Origin of the sequence: Bradyrhizobium sp. SZCCHNRI3043, assembly GCF_032377735.1 — a bacterium.
Taxonomy (GTDB): domain Bacteria; phylum Pseudomonadota; class Alphaproteobacteria; order Rhizobiales; family Xanthobacteraceae; genus Bradyrhizobium.
In genome coordinates, this window is sequence record NZ_JAUHID010000003.1 from 62,322 (window position 1) to 80,277 (window position 17,956).

Annotated in this window: 19 protein-coding genes; 8 read left to right on the forward strand and 11 right to left on the reverse strand. The window is 65.5% G+C overall.

Going from position 1 to position 17,956, the window contains the following annotated elements:
* The first annotated feature begins 72 nt into the window (after positions 1 to 72).
* Entirely contained in the window at positions 73 to 477 is a 405-nt protein-coding gene (locus QX124_RS09080) for a hypothetical protein (RefSeq protein ID WP_315796957.1), read from the forward strand.
* Positions 478 to 1,078: 601 nt separating this feature from the next.
* On the opposite strand, the gene hydA is transcribed toward QX124_RS09080, so the two are convergent.
* The 5 genes from hydA to QX124_RS09105 form a co-directional block, all read right to left on the reverse strand.
* Positions 1,079 to 2,482 carry a dihydropyrimidinase gene (hydA, locus tag QX124_RS09085; RefSeq protein ID WP_315796958.1) on the reverse strand — a complete coding sequence of 468 codons (1,404 nt, stop codon included), beginning with the start codon at positions 2,480 to 2,482 and terminating at the stop codon, positions 1,079 to 1,081.
* Positions 2,483 to 2,494: 12 nt separating this feature from the next.
* Positions 2,495 to 3,223, reverse strand: a complete 729-nt coding sequence (locus QX124_RS09090; RefSeq protein WP_315796959.1) for an aspartate/glutamate racemase family protein — start codon at positions 3,221 to 3,223, stop codon at positions 2,495 to 2,497.
* 247 nt (positions 3,224 to 3,470) lie between these two features.
* Positions 3,471 to 4,247, reverse strand: a complete 777-nt coding sequence (locus tag QX124_RS09095) for an ABC transporter ATP-binding protein (RefSeq protein WP_315797156.1) — start codon at positions 4,245 to 4,247, stop codon at positions 3,471 to 3,473.
* 2 nt (positions 4,248 to 4,249) lie between these two features.
* Positions 4,250 to 5,059, reverse strand: a complete 810-nt coding sequence (locus QX124_RS09100; protein ID WP_315734084.1) for an ABC transporter permease — start codon at positions 5,057 to 5,059, stop codon at positions 4,250 to 4,252.
* Position 5,060: 1 nt separating this feature from the next.
* On the reverse strand, positions 5,061 to 6,068 hold the full coding sequence (locus QX124_RS09105; RefSeq protein ID WP_315797157.1) for an ABC transporter substrate-binding protein: 1,008 nt from the start codon (positions 6,066 to 6,068) through the stop codon (positions 5,061 to 5,063).
* A gap of 201 nt (positions 6,069 to 6,269) precedes the next feature.
* On the opposite strand from QX124_RS09105, the gene QX124_RS09110 reads away from it, so the two are divergent.
* From QX124_RS09110 to QX124_RS09140, 7 genes are all read left to right on the forward strand, one after another.
* Positions 6,270 to 7,025 carry a GntR family transcriptional regulator gene (locus QX124_RS09110; RefSeq protein WP_315796960.1) on the forward strand — a complete coding sequence of 252 codons (756 nt, stop codon included), beginning with the start codon at positions 6,270 to 6,272 and terminating at the stop codon, positions 7,023 to 7,025.
* 71 nt (positions 7,026 to 7,096) lie between these two features.
* On the forward strand, positions 7,097 to 7,501 hold the full coding sequence (locus QX124_RS09115) for a DUF350 domain-containing protein (RefSeq protein WP_315771802.1): 405 nt from the start codon (positions 7,097 to 7,099) through the stop codon (positions 7,499 to 7,501).
* Between the two features lie 2 nt (positions 7,502 to 7,503).
* Positions 7,504 to 7,887: a hypothetical protein gene (locus QX124_RS09120; RefSeq protein ID WP_315796961.1), complete on the forward strand. Its 384-nt coding sequence runs from the start codon at positions 7,504 to 7,506 to the stop codon at positions 7,885 to 7,887.
* 61 nt (positions 7,888 to 7,948) lie between these two features.
* A complete protein-coding gene (locus QX124_RS09125) occupies positions 7,949 to 8,221 on the forward strand; it encodes a hypothetical protein (protein WP_315775345.1) in 273 nt (90 codons plus the stop codon).
* A gap of 5 nt (positions 8,222 to 8,226) precedes the next feature.
* Positions 8,227 to 9,390, forward strand: a complete 1,164-nt coding sequence (locus QX124_RS09130) for a glutathionylspermidine synthase family protein (protein WP_315796962.1) — start codon at positions 8,227 to 8,229, stop codon at positions 9,388 to 9,390.
* Between the two features lie 106 nt (positions 9,391 to 9,496).
* Positions 9,497 to 9,733: a hypothetical protein gene (locus QX124_RS09135; protein ID WP_315734095.1), complete on the forward strand. Its 237-nt coding sequence runs from the start codon at positions 9,497 to 9,499 to the stop codon at positions 9,731 to 9,733.
* A gap of 36 nt (positions 9,734 to 9,769) precedes the next feature.
* Positions 9,770 to 10,855, forward strand: a complete 1,086-nt coding sequence (locus QX124_RS09140) for a DUF2252 family protein (RefSeq protein ID WP_315734097.1) — start codon at positions 9,770 to 9,772, stop codon at positions 10,853 to 10,855.
* A 143-nt stretch (positions 10,856 to 10,998) separates the two neighbouring features.
* Here QX124_RS09140 and QX124_RS09145 read toward each other — a convergent pair whose 3' ends face one another.
* The 6 genes from QX124_RS09145 to chpT form a co-directional block, all read right to left on the reverse strand.
* On the reverse strand, positions 10,999 to 11,868 hold the full coding sequence (locus tag QX124_RS09145; RefSeq protein ID WP_315734099.1) for a protein-glutamate O-methyltransferase CheR: 870 nt from the start codon (positions 11,866 to 11,868) through the stop codon (positions 10,999 to 11,001).
* Entirely contained in the window at positions 11,865 to 13,055 is a 1,191-nt protein-coding gene (locus tag QX124_RS09150) for a chemotaxis response regulator protein-glutamate methylesterase (RefSeq protein ID WP_315734101.1), read from the reverse strand. The genes QX124_RS09145 and QX124_RS09150 overlap by 4 nt, the downstream gene beginning before the upstream one ends.
* A gap of 74 nt (positions 13,056 to 13,129) precedes the next feature.
* The gene (locus tag QX124_RS09155) at positions 13,130 to 13,495 is read right to left on the reverse strand and encodes a PleD family two-component system response regulator (protein ID WP_006613312.1); all 366 of its coding nucleotides are present in this window, start codon (positions 13,493 to 13,495) and stop codon (positions 13,130 to 13,132) included.
* Positions 13,496 to 13,563: 68 nt separating this feature from the next.
* Positions 13,564 to 14,034, reverse strand: coding sequence for a chemotaxis protein CheW (locus QX124_RS09160; protein ID WP_172114528.1), 471 nt, complete (start codon positions 14,032 to 14,034; stop codon positions 13,564 to 13,566).
* A gap of 26 nt (positions 14,035 to 14,060) precedes the next feature.
* The gene (locus QX124_RS09165) at positions 14,061 to 16,856 is read right to left on the reverse strand and encodes a hybrid sensor histidine kinase/response regulator (protein WP_315796963.1); all 2,796 of its coding nucleotides are present in this window, start codon (positions 16,854 to 16,856) and stop codon (positions 14,061 to 14,063) included.
* 242 nt (positions 16,857 to 17,098) lie between these two features.
* Positions 17,099 to 17,761 (reverse strand): histidine phosphotransferase ChpT, encoded by a 663-nt coding sequence (gene chpT / locus QX124_RS09170; protein ID WP_315734106.1) that lies wholly within the window; start codon positions 17,759 to 17,761, stop codon positions 17,099 to 17,101.
* Between the last annotated feature and the right edge of the window lie 195 nt (positions 17,762 to 17,956).

The following is a 17,956-nucleotide window of genomic DNA, read 5'->3' on the forward strand; positions in this document are numbered from 1 at the left end:
AGCAATTTTCGTGGCAGGCTACCATTGACGGCGTATCCGTCATCAATGGTCCTTCAACGTGAGGAGTTCACTATGGCTAGAAGCATTGCTGTTGGTCTTGTTATTCTCGCCGTCTCTACATCTGCGGCCTTGGCCGGACATCGTACTCATCATGCAAAAGGTACTCATGCAAAAGCCAGTGCGGCTCAGCAGGTCGGGGCGAGCAAAAGTGATCGCGACCAATATGGAAATATGCAGGTCAATCCCGGAACTCCGGGCCTGAGCGGCAGCAACGCTGACCTACATGCAAAAACGCATCGCGATTCCGGCTACAGGCCGAAGAGTGACTACAATGCAGACGGGACCCTGCGGGTTGATAGCGGAACTCCGGACGTAAGCGGCAGCAACGCTGCCCTACATCGTAGAACGCACCGCGATTCCGGCTACAATCCCAAGAGTGACTACAACGCGGACGGGACCCTGCGGGTGCATCATTAGTCGTTTCTTGCGACCACGTGATGAGCCCGGAGCGTTCCGCGCACCGGGCTTTCACGTCCACGAAAACTAGCTGTCCTTGCATTGACCGACAGCGATCTCGGTGACGCTGCTCGACTGCACAAAACCATCATCTCGGCCGTTGTGTAACGGTGGGCCCATGAGTCTGGCCGGTCGCGCTGGCGGCACCGTACGCGCAGACGCCATGTAGGAGCTAGTCGCGGAGATACTGTTCCTGCTGTCGCCCGAGGCGTCGAACCTGACCGGCGCGTTCTACGCGACGGACGGCGGATGGACGGCCTATTGAACCCGCTTCCAGTCCGCTGAGGACTGGAACGATCGTTCACCCACGATCAGCTTCGAGCAAAGAGACGAGATCATGATGCGATCCCGCGGACCCGCATCATGATCTCAGGGTCTCGGAAGAGCCGCGGACCTAGCGGCACTCCTTGTCTGACGGTTGTTCACAGGAGCGATATCGCAATTGGCCGTCATTGCGAAGGGCGAAGCGACGACGCAATCCAGAGTCGCGAGCTCGAGTTTGGATTGCTTCGCTGCGCCGCTGCGCTCGCAATGACGGATGGGAAGAGCGTGCTTAGGCCACTCAGGCCACTGCGCTTGGCTTGCCGCGCGTAACGTAGCGGCCGTCGCCCTTGGCGCCGACCAGCTGGCCGTCGCGCACGACGAATTTTCCGCGCAGCATCGTCGCGACCGGCCAGCCGGTGATCTCGATGCCTTCATAGGGCGTGTAGTCGGAGCCGTGGTGCAGGCCGGACTGGCTGATCTTGGCCGTCTTGGTCGGGTCCCACAGCGCGACGTCGGCATCGTAGCCGATCGCGATGGAGCCCTTAGCCCTCAGCCCATACGTCTTGGCGTGGTTGGTGGCGGTGAAGGCGACGAACTGGTTCAGGGTGATGCGGCCCTTGTTGACGCCTTCGGAGAACAGGATCGGCAGCCGCGTCTCGACGCCGGGGATGCCGTTCGGCACCCAGCGAAAGCTGGTGCGGCCCTTCGGCGTCAGCTTGCCGGCCTCGTCGTCATAGCGGAACGGGCAGTGATCCGACGAGAACAGCGAGAACACGCCCTGCTGCAGGCCCTCCCAGCACGCCTCCTGGCTGGCCTTGTCACGCGGCGGCGGCGAGCAGACATATTTGGCGCCTTCCATGTTGAGGCCCTGCATGTCCTCTTCGGTCAGCACCAGATATTGCGGGCAGGTCTCGCCGTGGATCTTCAGGCCGCGCGCCTGCGCGCGGCGGATCTCCTCCATCGCCTCGCGGTTGGAGACGTGGACGATGACGATCGGCACGTCGATCAGCTCGGCCAGCGAGATCGCGCGATGGGTCGCCTCGCGCTCGACCGGAATCGGCCGCGACTTGCCGTGATAATACGGCGCGATGTTGCCGGCGCGCTCCAGGCGGTCGGTGAGGAAGCGGATGGCGTCGTAGTTCTCGGCGTGGATCTGCACCAAGGCCCCGCGTTCGCGCGCGACCTGCAGCACGCCCAAAATCTCGTAGTCGCTGAGCGCGAGGCCCTCATAGGTCATGAAGATCTTCAGCGACGAATAGCCGTCGGCGACCAGCGACGGCAGCTCCTGGCCGAGCACCGCGTCGGTGGGATCGGCGATGATGAGGTGGAAGGAGTGGTCGACGTAGCAGGTGTTGTCGGCGAGGGCGTGATAGTCCTTCAGCGCCGCGCGCAGCGGCTGGCCCTTCTCCTGCAGGCAATACGGCATCACGAAGGTGTTGCCGCCGAACGCCGCGGCGCGCGTCGCGCTCTCGAAATCATCGGCCATGACGATGCCGGGGCCGGAGGGCTGGCTGATATGGACGTGGCTGTCGATGCCGCCCGGCAGCACCAGCAGGCCCGTGGCATCGACGATCTCGTCGGCATCGGTGATGGCCTCGCCGATCGCGACGATGCGGCCGCTCTTGATGGCGACATCGGCCTTGAACGTATCGCTCGCGGTGGCGACGGTGCCGTTGCGGATGACGGTGTCGAATGCAGCCATGTGACGTCCTTCTCAGGCGAAGTTCTTGAACAGCGAGCCCCAGCCGGTCACGGCGGCCGGATCGACGCCGGCGACCTTCAGGCTCTTCCATACCACGGTGGCGATGGTGTCGAGAATTGGAATGCCCGTCTCCTGCTCCATCCTGTCGACCAGCGGCGCGGCGCGCAGGTTGGTGCAGACGACGGCGATCGCATCGGGTTTCTCGGCCGCGACCTCGCGGATCATGCGCTCGAGCTGCGCCTCGGTGACCTCGGCGAAGGAGAAATTGTCCTGCAGGCCGAGATGGCGGTCGCCGCCGCAACCGATGCCGAGCGTCTCGTAGTTGGCGATGATCCGCGCCTGCACGTCGTCGCGATAGGGTGTGACATAGCCGAGCCGCTTCACGCCGGATCTCGTCAGAATCTCGTTCAGCGCCAGCATCGAGGTGGTCGCGGGAATGCCGGTCGCCGCGGTGATCTGCTCGCACAGCTTGACGTCGGCCTCGAAGCCGAGCCAGCCCGAGGAGGTGCCGTTCCAGCCGATGACGTCGACCTTGGCATGCGCGAGCAATTCTGCCGCGCGCAGGATGTTCGATGTGTCGAACTGCGCCAGCGCGTCGGTCGACAACGCGATCTCGGTGACCCTGAAGCGCGAGAAATGCGCTGACACGTTCGGCAGGCCGGCGACCATGGCCGAGGTGATCGGCTCCAGCGCGGTGTTCGACGACGGCGTCAGCATGCCGAGGAGAGTGCGTTTGGTCATTGGTGGTTTGCCTCTCTCGGCGCGGGCAGTTGGAGGTGGTCGGCGGGAAGACCTCTCCCGATTGCGGGGGAGGTCGGATCGCATCGCAGATGCGATCCGGGTGGGGAAACTCTCTCCTCACGGGCAGCGTGCCGTGGAGCGCCCCCACCCCAGCCCTCCCCCGCAAGCGGGAGAGGGGGCGCACTGCGCATATCGAGCTGTCTCGGCTTCAACATGCATCGTTTGTGCGGGAGCAATCGGGCCATCCTCACACCCGCTCCCCCTGCTCCGCCCGCTCGCCGCGCAGCAGCGCCAGGATGTGGCGCTTCAGCGCATTGAACTGCGGGCTGGTGATGTCCCGTGGCCGCGGCAGGTCGATCGGGATGATCTCGACGATGCGGCCGGGACGTGCGCTCATCACCGCGACATGGGTGCCGAGCGTCAGCGCCTCGTCGATGCCGTGGGTGACGAACACGATCGTACCCTGGTGCTGCTGCCAGATCCTGACAAGCTCGGTCTGCATGTCCATGCGGGTCTGCTCGTCGAGCGCGCCGAACGGCTCGTCCATCAGAATCACTTGAGGATTCATCAGCAGCGCCCGCGCAATGCCGACGCGCTGGTTCATGCCGCCCGACAGCTCCGACGGATAGTGGTTCTCGAAGCCGGTGAGCCCGACCATGTCGATATAGACCTGCGCCCGCGCGCGGCGCTCGGCCTTCTGGCCGCCGCCTAGCAGCAGATGAAAGGCGACGTTCTCCCACACCGGCAGCCACGGCATCAGATTGGCGTGCTGGAACACGACGCCGCGGTCGGCGCCGGGCGCCGTCACCGTCTCGCCGTCGACGGCGATGCGGCCCGCGCTCGGCTGCTCGAATCCGGCGATCATGTTGAGAAGGGTCGACTTGCCGCAGCCGGACGGGCCGAGCAGGCAGACGAACTCGTTGCGCGCGATGCTGAGGCTGATGTCGGCGAGCGCCGTCACCTCGGCGTTGCGCTTCCTGTCGGTGAAGATCTTGGAGATGCTGGCGATCTCGATCGCGACCATGCTCATTCCCCGCCGCCCAAGGTGGTGTTGCGCTGCCAGTGCAGCACGCGCGCCATCACGAAGCGAATGGCGAGATCGCTGCAGAAGCCGAGCAGGCCGATGCTCGCCATCGCCGCCAGCACCAGATCGTAACGCAGGAAGTAGTAGGAATCCCACAGCACGTAGCCGAGCCCGCTCTTCACCGCGACCATCTCGGCCGTCACGGTGAGCATCCAGGCCGAGCCGATGCCGATGCGAAGCCCGGCAAAGATGCTCGGCATCGCCGCGGGCACGACGATGTAGCGCAACAGCTTGCGCTCGCTGCCGCCGACCATGGCGCCGGCGCGAATGAGATTGCGGTCGCAGGTCTTCACGCCGTGGATGGTGTTGAGCAGGATCGGAAAGAAGGCGCCGAGAAACACCAGGAAGATCGCCGGCTTGTTGGCGATGCCGAACCAGATGATGGCGAGCGGGATCCACGACACCGGCGGGATCGGCCTGAGCATCTGCAAGGTCGGCTCGATCACGATCTCGGTCTTGCGCGACCAGCCGATCGCGACCCCGAGGCCGACGCCGAGCAAAGTGGCGATGGCAAAGCCCGCCGCGACGCGCGACAGGCTCGCCAGCATGTCGGCGAGCCAATGCGCGCTGTAGGTCTGGGTGTTGCCGTCGGTGCCGACCAGCCAGTCCGCCCACGCCCACAGCACCGTCGACGGCGCGGGCAGCAGCGCCGCCGGCAGCGCGCCGGAGCGCGAGAACGCCTCCCAGCCCGCGAGCACCAGCACGGGCACGATGGTGCGGTCGAGCTTCCTGAGCTGGGCGAGCGCGGCCATCTCAGTAGCCGAGCTCGGTCTTCGGCTTGCCGGTCGCCGCTTCCAGGAAGCGGTAGTCGAGATTCTTCTCGACCGCGGCCGTGACGTCCGAGTTGATGTATTTGAGGTCGCGCATCATCGTGGCGATGGCGAGCGCGGAAGCGCGGTACATCTTCGGATCGGGATCGAGATTCTCGACCGCGCCGGTGGCGATCGCCTTGTCCAGGCCAGTGATCTTGGAGATCACCTCGATCAGCGCCGGCTTGTCGGCCGCGATGTGCGCATCGACCTTCACGACCGCACGCACCACGCCCTCCAGCGCCTTCGGGTTGGATGCGATGACGTCGGAGCGGGTCAGGATCAGATTGGTCAGCTTGCCGGCGGCCTGGTCATAGGGGAAGCCGAAGAACTTCGCCGCCTTGGCCTGCATGATCTGGGTCGCGAACGGCTCGACGGTGCAGATCAGTTCGACCTCGCCGCGGCGCAGCGCCTGCAGATGATCCGAGGGGTTCGGGATGTTGATGAACTGCACGTCCTTGTTGATGTCGATGCCCTGCTTGGCGAAGGCACCGCGCATGTGGATGTCCTGCGCATTGCCGCGCGAGGCGGCGACGCGGAACGGCTTGCCGTCGGTCTTGTATTTGGCGATCAGCGCCTTCAGCGCGGCCCAGTCGCCCGGCGCGATCTCAAGATCGTTGCCGAGCAGGATCGCCGAGCCGCCATTGACCTGGCCAGAGATGGCGACGACATCGAAGCCTTTGTCGAGCGCGATGGCGTAATGCAGATAAGTGACTTGCGCGACGTCGATGTTCTTCGACACCAGCGCGGTCAGCGCATCAGTGCCGGTGTTGAAGCCGACGGCGTCGATCGCGACGCCCTCCGCGAATTGCGGCGTCAGCGACATCGGCGTGCAATGCGCGCATTTGGCGTAGCCGAGTTTGATCTTGGCGGCGTCGTCGGCGAAGCTGAGCGAGGGCAGCGCGAGCGCGAGCAGGGCGAGCATGGGCAGCACGAAACGTTTCACATCCATCTCCAGGGCAGGTCGATCCACGGGATTGTCACGGCTTGTCCTCTCATCAGCAAACGACATGCCAACTGGATGCGATATGCAATGTTGATTTTATATAACAAAATCAGTATGAAATAGCATATCAAACTTGGAGAACCTGCCTGATCCGCGGGCGCATCGCCCGAATTTCAGGCATCTCGCAGCGGAGCAGCCGCGCCCGACATGACCCCACCGGCACCCCGGCCCAGACTGAAGACGCGCTTCAAGCCGGCGCGGCTGAAGCTGTCGTCCGACCACTCCAAGCGGCCGCTCGATCGGCTGTCGCTGCACGATCAGCTCGTCGCCAGGGTGCGCGAGATGATCGTGGACGGCGAGCTCGCCGCCGGCGCTGCCTTGCCCGAGCGCATGCTGTGCGAGACCTTCGGCGTCTCGCGCACGCCGCTGCGCGAGGCCTTCAAGATCCTCGCCGCCGAGGGCCTGATCGAGCTGCGGCCGCATCGCACGCCCGTGGTGACGCCGATCGACGCCCGCGAGATCGCCGAGATCTTCGACGTGATGGTGTCGCTCGATGCCACCGCGGGCCGCGCCGCGGCCGCGCGTGCGACGGCGGACGACCTCGCCAGGCTCGACGCCATGCATGCCGAGCTGGTGGCGCTGCATCGCGCCGCCGAGCGCGCCGCCTATTTCCGGCTCAACCAGCAGATCCATGCCGAGATCACCAAGCTCGCCGGCAACGCCGTGCTGCTCAACATGTGGAGCACCCTGCATGCGAGCGTGTTCCGCGCGCGGGCGGTCGCCAATTACGACGCGCGGCGCTGGGACGAGTCGATCGGCGAGCACGAAGCGTTCATGGCGCTGCTGCGGGCGCGGGACGCATCCGGCTTCGCGCAGGCGCTCTCCGAGCACACCCGCAAAACGGGCGATTCCGTGCTGCAGATGCTGGACCAGGCCAGGCTGGATCCGGCGAAAGGCGGATAGACTTTGTTCACGTCGAACCGGGCATGCTGGCATCGCGACAGATGAGAGCTTCCACGCGTCGGGCCTGATCCATGATCCTGCAATCGCTCGCCGGCCTGCCGGCCTTTCTGGTGTACTTCTGTACCGCGCTGGTCGCGGTGACGGCCTACCTGTTCATCTACACCCGCGTCACGCCCTACAATGAATTCCAGCTGATCCGGGACAACCATCCGTCGGCTGCGATCTCGCTCGGTCTCAGCCTGCTCGGCTTCACCCTGCCACTGGTCAGCGCCATCGCCCATTCCGCCAACGTGCTTGACTGCCTGATCTGGGCGCTGGTCGCGCTGATCGTCCAGGTGATCGTCTATTACCTCGTCCGCATCCCGGTGCCGGATCTCGCCCAGCGCATCGTCGCCGGCGAGCTGGCCTCCGCAATCTGGCTCGGCCTCGCGTCGCTCTCCGCCGGCGCACTCAACGCCGCCTCGATGATCATCTGACCATGTCCAAGCAACGCCGCGAATTCGGCAAGCGCCGGCCGATGCCGCCCCCGCCCGCGACACCGCCGGTGAAGCGCTCCGGCCACGTCGCGCTGCTGCTGATGGGCACGCTCGCGGTCGGCGGCACCGCCTATGCGCTGATGCCGCGGCAGCAGAGCTGCCCGCAGCAGGGCACCGAGACGCCGACGATGGCCGGCCAGCCGCAGACGAGCGACTGCACGACGCGCCGCTCGAGCGGCGGCAGCGGCTCCGGTCGCTGGGGATTTTCCAGCGGCGACAGCGATTCCAGAAGCAGCGGCTCGAGCCATGTCGCCGAGGCGTCCTCCGCGCATGTCTCGCGCGGCGGCTTCGGCTCGTTCGGACACGGCTTCGGAGGCGGCGGCTGATTTTCGTCGCGTCGGCGCCGTGAAAACACCGCGTTTGTGATGTTTCCTTGGATTCGGATCTTTGACACAGACTCAAAATCATAAAAAACTGGCCTACCGACTCATCGGAAGCGATCCGATGCAACGTCCGCACCTGGTGGTGCCGGCGACGATCAAGGCTGCGGTGTCCGCCGCCGCCTCGCAACATTTTGCGAACAAGCGATCGCGTGGTCGCCGACGCGGGACGGCGCCGGGACCGCGCGGACGCGGTCATGGCCGCATCATCGATGGCGGCTTCGGCGATGCTGCGCCCGGTTGCCACGGGCACGGCATGGTTGGTGTTACCTGGGGCTGACACCGATGCAGCGCATCCCCTGCCCCGAACGTGACGACTGGCGCGAGACGGCGGCACGATGCGGATTCGCCTTCTACGAACTCGACGGCGAGCGCTATTGGGACGAGCGCGCCTACTACGCGTTCACGATCGCCGAGATCGAGCTCGGCATCGAGGAGCCGACGGCCGAGATCGAGCAGATGTGCCTCGCGCTGGTCGCACGCGTCATCGGCGACGAGGCGCTGCTCCGCCGCCTGAAGATCCCGCAGGCGATCTGGCCGCTGCTGGCGGAGAGCTGGAAGCGAAGGGACGGCAGCCTCTACGGACGGTTCGACCTCAGCTATCACGGCGGCCGCGCGCCGGCGAAGCTGCTCGAATACAATGCCGATACGCCGACATCGATCTTCGAGGCTGCGGTGTTCCAATGGACCTGGCTCGAGCAGGCGATCGAACGTCGCATCCTGCCGGGGCGTGCGGACCAGTACAACTCGATCCATGAGCGCCTGATCGAGCGCTGGCGCGCCCTCGGCAGGCAGCGCCGCGTGCATCTGGCCGGGCTCACCGGCAACGCCGAGGACGCCGCGACCCTGGCCTATCTGGCCGACACGGCAGCCCAAGCGGGCCTGTCGACAACCATCCTTGATGTCGCCGACATCGGCTGGCGCGAGATCGGCGGCGGCTTCGTCGATCTCGACGACGGCGACATCGCGCTCGCCTTCAAGCTCTATCCCTGGGAATGGATGTTCCGCGATGAGTTCGGCGCCAAGCTCGCGCAAGCGCCGACGCAATGGATCGAGCCGCCGTGGAAGGCCATCCTGTCCAACAAGGGCATCCTGCCGCTGCTCTGGCAGATGCACGAAGGCCATCCGAACCTGCTGCCGGCCTATTTCGAGGACGATCCGAAGGCCGCCAGCCTCGGCTCGAGCTTCGTGCGCAAGCCGATCTACTCGCGCGAGGGCGCCAATGTCAGCCTGGTGTCCGACGGCGTCGCCGTCTCCGTGCAGGACGGGCCCTACGGCGCCGAGGGCTACATCCGCCAGGCGGTGGCGCCGCTGCCGGATTTCGGCGGCGCGTTCCCGGTGATCGGCAGCTGGCTCGTCGACCACGAGCCATGCGGCCTGTCGATCCGCGAGGACACGAGCCCGATCACCGGCAACCGCTCGCGCTTTTTGCCGCATGCAATCCTGTAGGATCTTGACGACAGCCAGCGAAAGCGCCTCGACACGCGGTTCCGGAGCACTAGATAGGACCGAGGGGAATTCCCTGCCGGATCGGCGCGCATAGTCGGGATGAGGCATGGCGACGGACAATACCGAACTCGAAGGCCTGCGGATCCTGGTCGCCGAGGACGAGGGCCTGATCGCGCTCGATCTGAAGATCGTCATTACCTCGGGCCATGACGATGCGACGCTGTTTCCGCCGGATATCCGCGGCCTGCCCCGGCTCGCCAAGCCGTTCGACAAGCCGTTCGACAAGCGCGCGCTGCGCGCGATGGGCGAGACCACGTTCGTTCGGCATCAACGCAACTCATAAGGCTTCGCTCGGGCCCGGCACATCCGGAGGCATCGCGTGTCCATCATCGAAGATACCGCGGCCTACGAGGCCTGGCTTCGCAGCCAATGCGCAGTGGTCGAGGACGACCTCCTCACCAAGCACGAGCGGATGCGAAAGAGCCCCTTCATCTTCCTGCGGGCGACGTACTACCGCTGGGCGCGGCGCATCGCCGAGACCAGCCCCGAGCTCACCGACGCACCAGCTGCGCTCTGCGTCGGCGACATCCATCTGGAGAATTTCGGCACGTGGCGCGACGCCGACGGGCGCTGGGTGTGGGGCGTCAATGATTTCGACGAGGCCGCGGTGATGCCCTACGTCCTCGATCTGGTCCGACTCACGACCAGCGTCGAGCTCGCGCCGAAAATGGAGATCGGCAACCGCGATGCGGCAGACGCGATCCTGGAAGGCTATCGCCACGGACTTCAAAGGCCAGGGCCGGCGCTGCTCGACGACCATGAGATGTGGATCCGCTCCTACGTCAAATGCTCGGATCAGTGCCGGCGAAAATTCTGGGACGAGATCGACGGATTGACGCCGGCGGATGCAATTCCTTCCGCCGTCCATAAGTTGCTCCTCGGCAGCCTTCCCGGGACGGGCGAGACGCCGAGATTCTTCCGCCGCGCCGCCGGCGGCGGCAGCCTGGGACGTCCACGCTTCGTCGTCGTCGCAACATGGCGCGGCGGCCGCGTCGTGCGCGAAGCGAAGGCGTTGGTCCCTTCGGCCTGGACCTGGGCGAAGGACAAGCCGCAACGGAAGCCGGCGCCTCAGCACAGGTTCATTGAACTCTCGAATGGAGCCCATCGCGCGCCCGATCCATTCCTCCGCGTTTACCGGACCGACGAGGGGGACTACGTCGTTCGGCGATTGTCGGCCGATGCGCGCAAGATCGACCTCGGCAAGGAGGCCGGCGCCGACCTCAAGCTCGTCCTTCTACGCGGCATGGGCGCGGAGCTCGCCTCCGTCCATGCGGCTGACGGTCGCGTCAGCAGCACCATCGCGGCGGATCTCAGGAAACGCGGTTCGGGCTGGCTGCGCAGAGCTTCCCGCGCCGCACGCGAGGCGACGGAGAGGGACTACGACGTGTGGTGCCGACGGGCCTGAGTTCAGCGCTCGACGTGAGGACCGATACGGCGAGGACGAGGAAGCACCGACCGGAGCCCGACCTTCATCACACACCGGTCAGTCCGGCCGCACGGCCGACGCCGGCCGATGTTCCGACGATGTCTCCGCGCTCAGCGCAAACGTCAGCGAGCCGCGACCACCTTGAGGCCGGGCAGCAGCGCAGCGCCACCGCGCGGACTGCGCACCGGATTGATCTGGTACAGACCCCGCCGCTCCTGGTTGGGCCTGAACGCGTCGGTGATGCCGACGACCGATTCGGCGGCTCCCAGCAACAGCGTGCCGTCCGGCTCCATCACCTTGGCCATCCGCTCGAAGATCGAGGCCTTGGTCTCCTGGTCGAAATAGATCAGCACGTTGCGGCAGAAGATGATGTCGAACTTGCCGAGATGCGAGAAGTCCTGCAGCAGATTGAGCTGGCGATGCTGGACCATGCCGCGGATGTCGGCGCTGAGCTGCCAGAGCTCGCCGAGCTGCGTGAAATATTTCACCAGCAGCTGGATCGGCAATCCGCGCTGCACCTCGAACTGGCTGTAGAGGCCGGCCTTCGATTTCTCCAGCACCTCCTGCGACAGGTCGGTGGCAATGATCTCGATGCGCCAGCCCGCCAGAGCGGGACCGAATTCGCGCAGGCACATCGCGATCGAATACGGCTCCTGTCCGGTCGAGCAGGCGGCCGACCAGATGCGCAGGGAACGACGATTGGCGCGCGACTGGATCAGCGCCGGCAGGATGCCCTCACGGAGATGATCGAACGGAATCTTGTCGCGGAAGAAGAACGTCTCGTTGGTGGTCATCGCCTCGACCACCTGGGTCGTAAGCTGCTCCGCGCCGCTCCTGATCTTCTGCACCAGCTCCGGGATGCCCGGCAGGTTGGCGCGGCGGGCCAGCGGCAGCAACCGGCTTTCGACCAGGTACTGCTTGTCGGCCGACAGATCGAGGCCGGAGCGATCCTTCAGGACCTTACGCAAGAACTCATAGTCCAGGGGTGTCACGAACGGTCTCCAGCAAACAGACGGACCAGCTTCGGTCCGATCTGGTTTAAGGGAAGGACGGCCGCGCAGATGCCGGCATTGGCGGCTGAGCCCGGCATGCCCCAGACCACGCTGGTCGCCTCGTCCTGCGCGATCACGCTGCCACCGGCGGCGACGATGTCCTTGCCGCCGCGCATGCCGTCGGAACCCATGCCCGTCAGGATCACGGCCAGGGTCGAGCCCTGCCAGACCTCGATCGCCGACATGAACAAGGGATCGACGGCGGGCTTGCAGAAATTGATCGGAGGACCGTTGTCGAGCGCGATCACCACATCGGCGCCATGGCGCGCCACACGCATGTGGCGGCCGCCGGGGGCAAGGTAGATCTGACCCGGCCTCACCACCTCACCGTCGACGGCCTCGTGGGCCGGTCGGCGGCTCGAGCGCGCCAGATGCTCGGCGAGGATGGTGGTGAAGGTCGGCGGCATATGCTGGGTGATCAGCACCGGAAAGCGGTCGATCACGGGACCGAGCTCGGTCACCAGCGACATCAGCGCCTGCGGGCCGCCGGTCGACGATCCGATGAGCAGCACCTTCGGCATCTGCGTGCTGAAGGAGCGGCGCGCCAGCTGGGTCGGCACGGCGGGCGCCACGGGGGCGACCATCGGCCGCGATGCAAGCACAGGCCGGAGCCCTTGGACTTGCGGAACGATCGGCGATGCGGCCGGCGCATGCGGAGCAGGAGCGGCGCGGCGCGCCTTGGCGCCAAGATTGCGGATCTTCTGAATCAAATCGTAGTGGAAATTGTCGGCCGCCGAGGCCTCGCGCGTGCTCTCGGGCTTCGGGATGTAGTCGGCCGCGCCGAGCGACAGCGCCTTGAAGCTGATCTCCGCGTTGCGGCGGGTCAGCGTCGACGCCATGATGACGGCGAGGTTCTTCTTCTTGGCAAGCAGCTTCGGCAGGGCGGCAATGCCGTCGAGCTCGGGCATCTCGATGTCGAGCACGGCGACGTCGGGATTGACGCGATCGATCTGGTTCACGGCTTCCAGGCCGGTGCGCAGCGACGCCGCCACGACCATGTCGGGCTCAGACGCGATCCAACGCGAGATCATGCCGCGGATGACGACGGAGTCGTCCACGACCATCACCCGGAGAGGTTCCTGCCTGATCGAACTCGGGATCGAAGAACTGGCCAACGCGACGCTCATAGTTCACCAACAGGACAGAGGCACGGGGTGACGGCAAGCCCGGACGACCACGGGACCGCCGCACGCAACGGAGATCAGATCAGCCCGACTTCCTGAAACTTCGCGGTCACGATGTCCTTGTCGAAGGGCTTCATGATGTACTCGTTGGCGCCGGCGTGCAGCGCGCGCGCGATGTGCGCGACATCGTTCTCGGTCGTGCAGAACACCACCTTCGGCGCGTCGCCGCCGGGCATGCGCCGGAGATTGCCGAGAAACTCATAGCCGTCCATGACGGGCATGTTCCAGTCGAGCAACACCGCATCGGGAAGGCCCCGCTTGCAGATCTCCAGAGCCTGCTCGCCGTCCTCCGCTTCCACGATCTGGAAATCCAGACCTTCCAGAATGCGTCGCGCCACCTTTCGAATGACGCTGGAATCGTCAACTACCAGACACGTTCTCATATCAGCCTCACGAGGTCAGGATCCAATGCAACGACGCCTGATGCGCCGCCGCCCTCAAATTGCAGTGTTCAGGCCGCCATCTTGTCTGCTGCGAGCTCGAGCACGCGATCGACATCGAGGATGACCATCAGCTGACCGTCGAGGCGGTGCACGCCGCCGGCGAGCTTCGCCATGCGCGGGTCGAGATTGACCGGGTTCTCCTCCCGGCTCTCCTCGGGCAGCCGCAGCACCTCGCCGATCTGATCGATCAGGAGACCATAGGACTCGCCACGCAGATCGACACCGACCGCCATCGGCGGCTTGCCGTCCTCGGCGCGGGCGAGGCCGAGCCGCGCCCGCATGTCGACGACGGTCACGATGCGGCCGCGCAGATTGAGGACGCCGGCGATCTCCGCCGACGACAGCGGCACCCGCGTCACCCGCTCCGGCATGAACACGTCCTGCACCCGGGAGATGGGCAGGCCGAAGAGCTGACCGCCGATCATCGCAGTGACGTATTCGACGGCGGCGCCTTCGGTGGTTTCGATCTTGCTGCTCATCGCACGCTACTCCTGTCCGCTTGCTGTCACGCGGCCCGCCGGTTGGCTTCGGCGCGCGCCCGTTCCTCGATCTGTTCCTTCAGCGCCGCGATCAGGCCGGGCCGGTCGAACTTGGCGATGTAGTCGTAGAGCCCGGCCTGGCGGCCGCGCTCGATCGCCGCCGGCGACACCAGCGACGACACCGCGATGACCGGCATCTGGTTCAGGTTCTGGTCGGCGCGGATCGCCTCGGTAAACTCGAAGCCGTTCATCTCCGGCATCTCGATGTCGGTGACGACGATGTCGAAGCTGTGCCCGGAACGCAGCGTGGCGAGGCCCTCGATCGCCGACGCCGCCGTGCGCACCTTGTAGCCGGCCGACTTCAACACCGGCGCCAGCATGTTGCGGAAGAACGGCGAGTCGTCGACCAAGAGCACCGACTGCGTCTGCGACTCGGTCGCCATCTCCTTGCGGATGAACCAGTCGGCGAACGCCATCGGCAGGAAGTGGCCGACGTCGATCACTTCCGTCGCCTGGCCCTTGATCACCGCCGAGCCGAGGATGCCGTCCTTGGCGCCGGAGACCTGGATGTTGAGCCGCTCCTCGACGATGTCGATGATCTCGTCGACCACGAGGCCCATCGCCCGGGTCTCGTCGGCGAACACCAGGATCGGCTGCGAGCCTGACGTCTGCACCGACACGCCTTCCATCTGCACCAAGGGCATCAGCTGGTCGCGGTACTGCACCATGTAGCGGCCGTTGGAGATCTCGATCTTGTCGGCCGCGATCTCCTCCAGGCGCGTGACCAGCGCCAGCGGCACCGCCTTGGGCTGCGCCGTGCCGGCGCGGAACACCAAGAGCGAGGTGAGCTGCTCGCCGCCGATCGCGTGATGCGCGGCGTGCTCGTCCGACACCGCCTGCGAGGCCGAGCCGGCGGCGCCGAGCGCTTTCGCAATGCCGTTCGGATCGATGATCATGATCACGGCGCCGTCGCCCAGGATGGTGTTGCCCGAGAACATGTCGATGTGACGCAGCTTGGTCGACATCGGCTTGACCACGATTTCCTCGGTGTGGAACACGCAGTCGACCACGATGCCGAAGGTCTGGTTGCCGACCTGCGTCACCACGATGAAGCCGTTCTCCGGATCGGTCGACGAGCCGTCGTCGATCTTCAAGAGCTTCTTCAGATGCATCAGCGGCAGCAGCTTGTTGCGCAAGCGCAGCACCGCGGTGTCCTTGATGCGCTCGATGCGGTGCTCGGAGTTGGCGCGCGCGCGCACCAGCTCGACGACCGACAATTGCGGGATCGCGAAGCGGTCGCCGCCGGCTTCGACGATCAGCGCCGAGACGATCGCGAGCGTCAGCGGGATCTTGATGGTGACCGAGGTGCCCTCGCCGAGCACCGACTTGATGTCGATGGTGCCGCCGATCTGGTCGATGTTGGTGCGCACCACGTCCATGCCGACGCCGCGGCCCGAGACCGAGGTAACGGCGGCCGCGGTCGAGAAGCCCGGCTCGAAGATGAACTTGTGGATCTGCGCTTCCGTCATCTTCTCGAGCTCGGCCTCGGTGACGAGGCCGTTCGCCAAGGCCTTGGCCTTGATGCGCTCGGTGTTGAGGCCGCGGCCGTTGTCGGCGATGCAGATGATGATATGGCCGCCTTCATGATAGGCGGACAGCCGGATCGTGCCCTGCTCGGCCTTGCCGGCCGCGGCGCGCTCGGCCATCGTCTCGAGACCATGATCGGCGGAGTTGCGCACCATGTGGGTGAGCGGGTCCTTGATCAGGTCGAGCACCTGGCGGTCGAGCTCGGTGTCGGCGCCGTGCATCTCGAGCTCGATCTGCTTGCCGAGTTCGGTGGCGAGGTCGCGGACGATGCGCGGCAGCTTCTGCCAGGCATTGCCGATCGGCTGCATGCGCGTCTTCATGACGCCCTCCTGCAGCTCGGCGGTGACGTTGGACAGCCGCTGCAGCGGCACCTTGAACTCGGTGTCCTCGTTGCGGCGGGCGATCTCGAGCAGCTGGTTGCGCGTCAGCACCAGCTCCGAGACCATCGTCATCAGATGTTCGAGCGTGTCGACGTTGACGCGGATCGACTGGTTGGCGACCTTGTCGTTCTCGTGCACCTCGCCATCGGCATTGGCCTTGGCGCGCGCCGCCTTCTTCGGCGCCTCGGCCTTGGCCTCTGCTTCCGCCTTGGCAGGCCCGGCCTTGGCGACCGTCGCCGGGGCAGCGGCTTTGGGCTCAGGCGCCTTCTCATGCGCGGGCGGCAACTCGATCGCGGTCTCGCGGAAGGCCCGCTCGAGCTCGTCGAGCGACACTTCGCCCGGACGCAGCGGACGCTCCAGCGTCTGGTCGATCAGCGAGCCGTGCGTGACCGCGGGCGCGGCCGGCGCTGCAGGCGCAAGCGGTGGCGCGGTCTCGCCGGCCATCGCGATCGGCTCCGCCAACGCGGCCATTGCCGCCATGCCGCGCTCGACCATGGCTTCGAGCTCGCTGATGAGGTCGCGGTCCTCGCCCTCGGGCTCGGCCTCGTTGGCCTCGAGCTGTCCGAGGATGTCCTTGATGCGGTCGATGGTGGTGAGGATCAGCGTCACGGCCTCGCCGGTGACCGGCATGCCGTCGCGGAACTTGCCCATCAGGGTCTCGGCGGCATGCGCCAGCGCTTCGAGCCGCGGCAGGCCGAGGAAGCCGCAGGTCCCCTTGATCGTGTGCACCAGCCGGAAGATGTTATCGAGGATCTTGGCGTTGTTCGGCTCCTGCTCGAACCGCACCAATTGATTATCGACGGTGTCCAGGCTCTCGCTGGTCTCCGTCAGAAACTCACGCAACAGGTCATCCATGAAACTGGCCTTCGCACGCAACGGAACGCGACATGACGCGCCCTTCAAACCGTGGCCAGTTTCGGTGCAAAGCGTTTAATATTAGTTGAGTAAGCGCAAATGAACGGACTCAACAAAGAGATAAGATGCATCCGGACAAATTCGGACCCATCGGCAAGGCTTGATTAACCATGGTGAATGGATTGTTGCGTCTGTCCCACGACACGAGGTCGCAGGACTGACGCGGCAGGACGTCTGCCAGATCAGGCCGCCTGCACGACCATCGCGTTGCCGTCGGCGGTGAGCGTCACCTTGAGGCCGCAGGCATCGGCGAGCAGACGGGTGTAGTAGGGCTGCACCGCGTGGGCATCGATGGTCGATTGCAATTCGCCGCCAAGCAGATTGACGATGTTCTGCGGCAGCCGGGCATTGAGCCCGGTGGCGGCGACGCGGAAGCTCATGGACTCGCCGTCGCCGATCGGGTCGACGGTCAGCATACCGCCGCGCGGGATCGTCTGCTGCGCCACCACCATCATGTTGAGCAGCAGCTTGACCCGGTTCTTGGGCAACAGCAGCCGCGGCAGATTCCAGGTGATCGAGGTCTTGGCGTCCTCGATGTGGCCGCGCGCCATGGTCTGGGCGTCGCCGAGATCGATCTGCGCGCCCGCAGAGCCGGCCGCACCAAAGGCGAGGCGGCAGAACTGCAGCCGCGCCGACGCCGTCTTGGCGCTCTTGCGGATCAGCTCCAGCGCGAAGTCGCGATCCTCCGGCTTCGGATTGTCGTCGAGCACCTCGAGCCCATTGACGATGGCGCCGACCGGACTAATCAGGTCGTGGCAGACCTTCGAGCAGAGCAGAGCGGCAAGTTCGAGCGTATCGGGAGCGGGAATCGGATTGGCGATCTCGGGAGAGGACGTGCCGGACATTCGATGTTCCTGAAATCCGCGAACCTGGGCGAATCATGCTTGCGTTAACGCTTGATACACTGCGAAAGCATGGACCGCCACCGGACTGAGGGCGGGACACGGGAAAGTACGTAGCGGTTTTCCCGGCAGCCGCAGCTCAATGAACGTGCGAACGGCCGTACCCGGATGCGCCGGCGCCAGAACAAGGATACGATG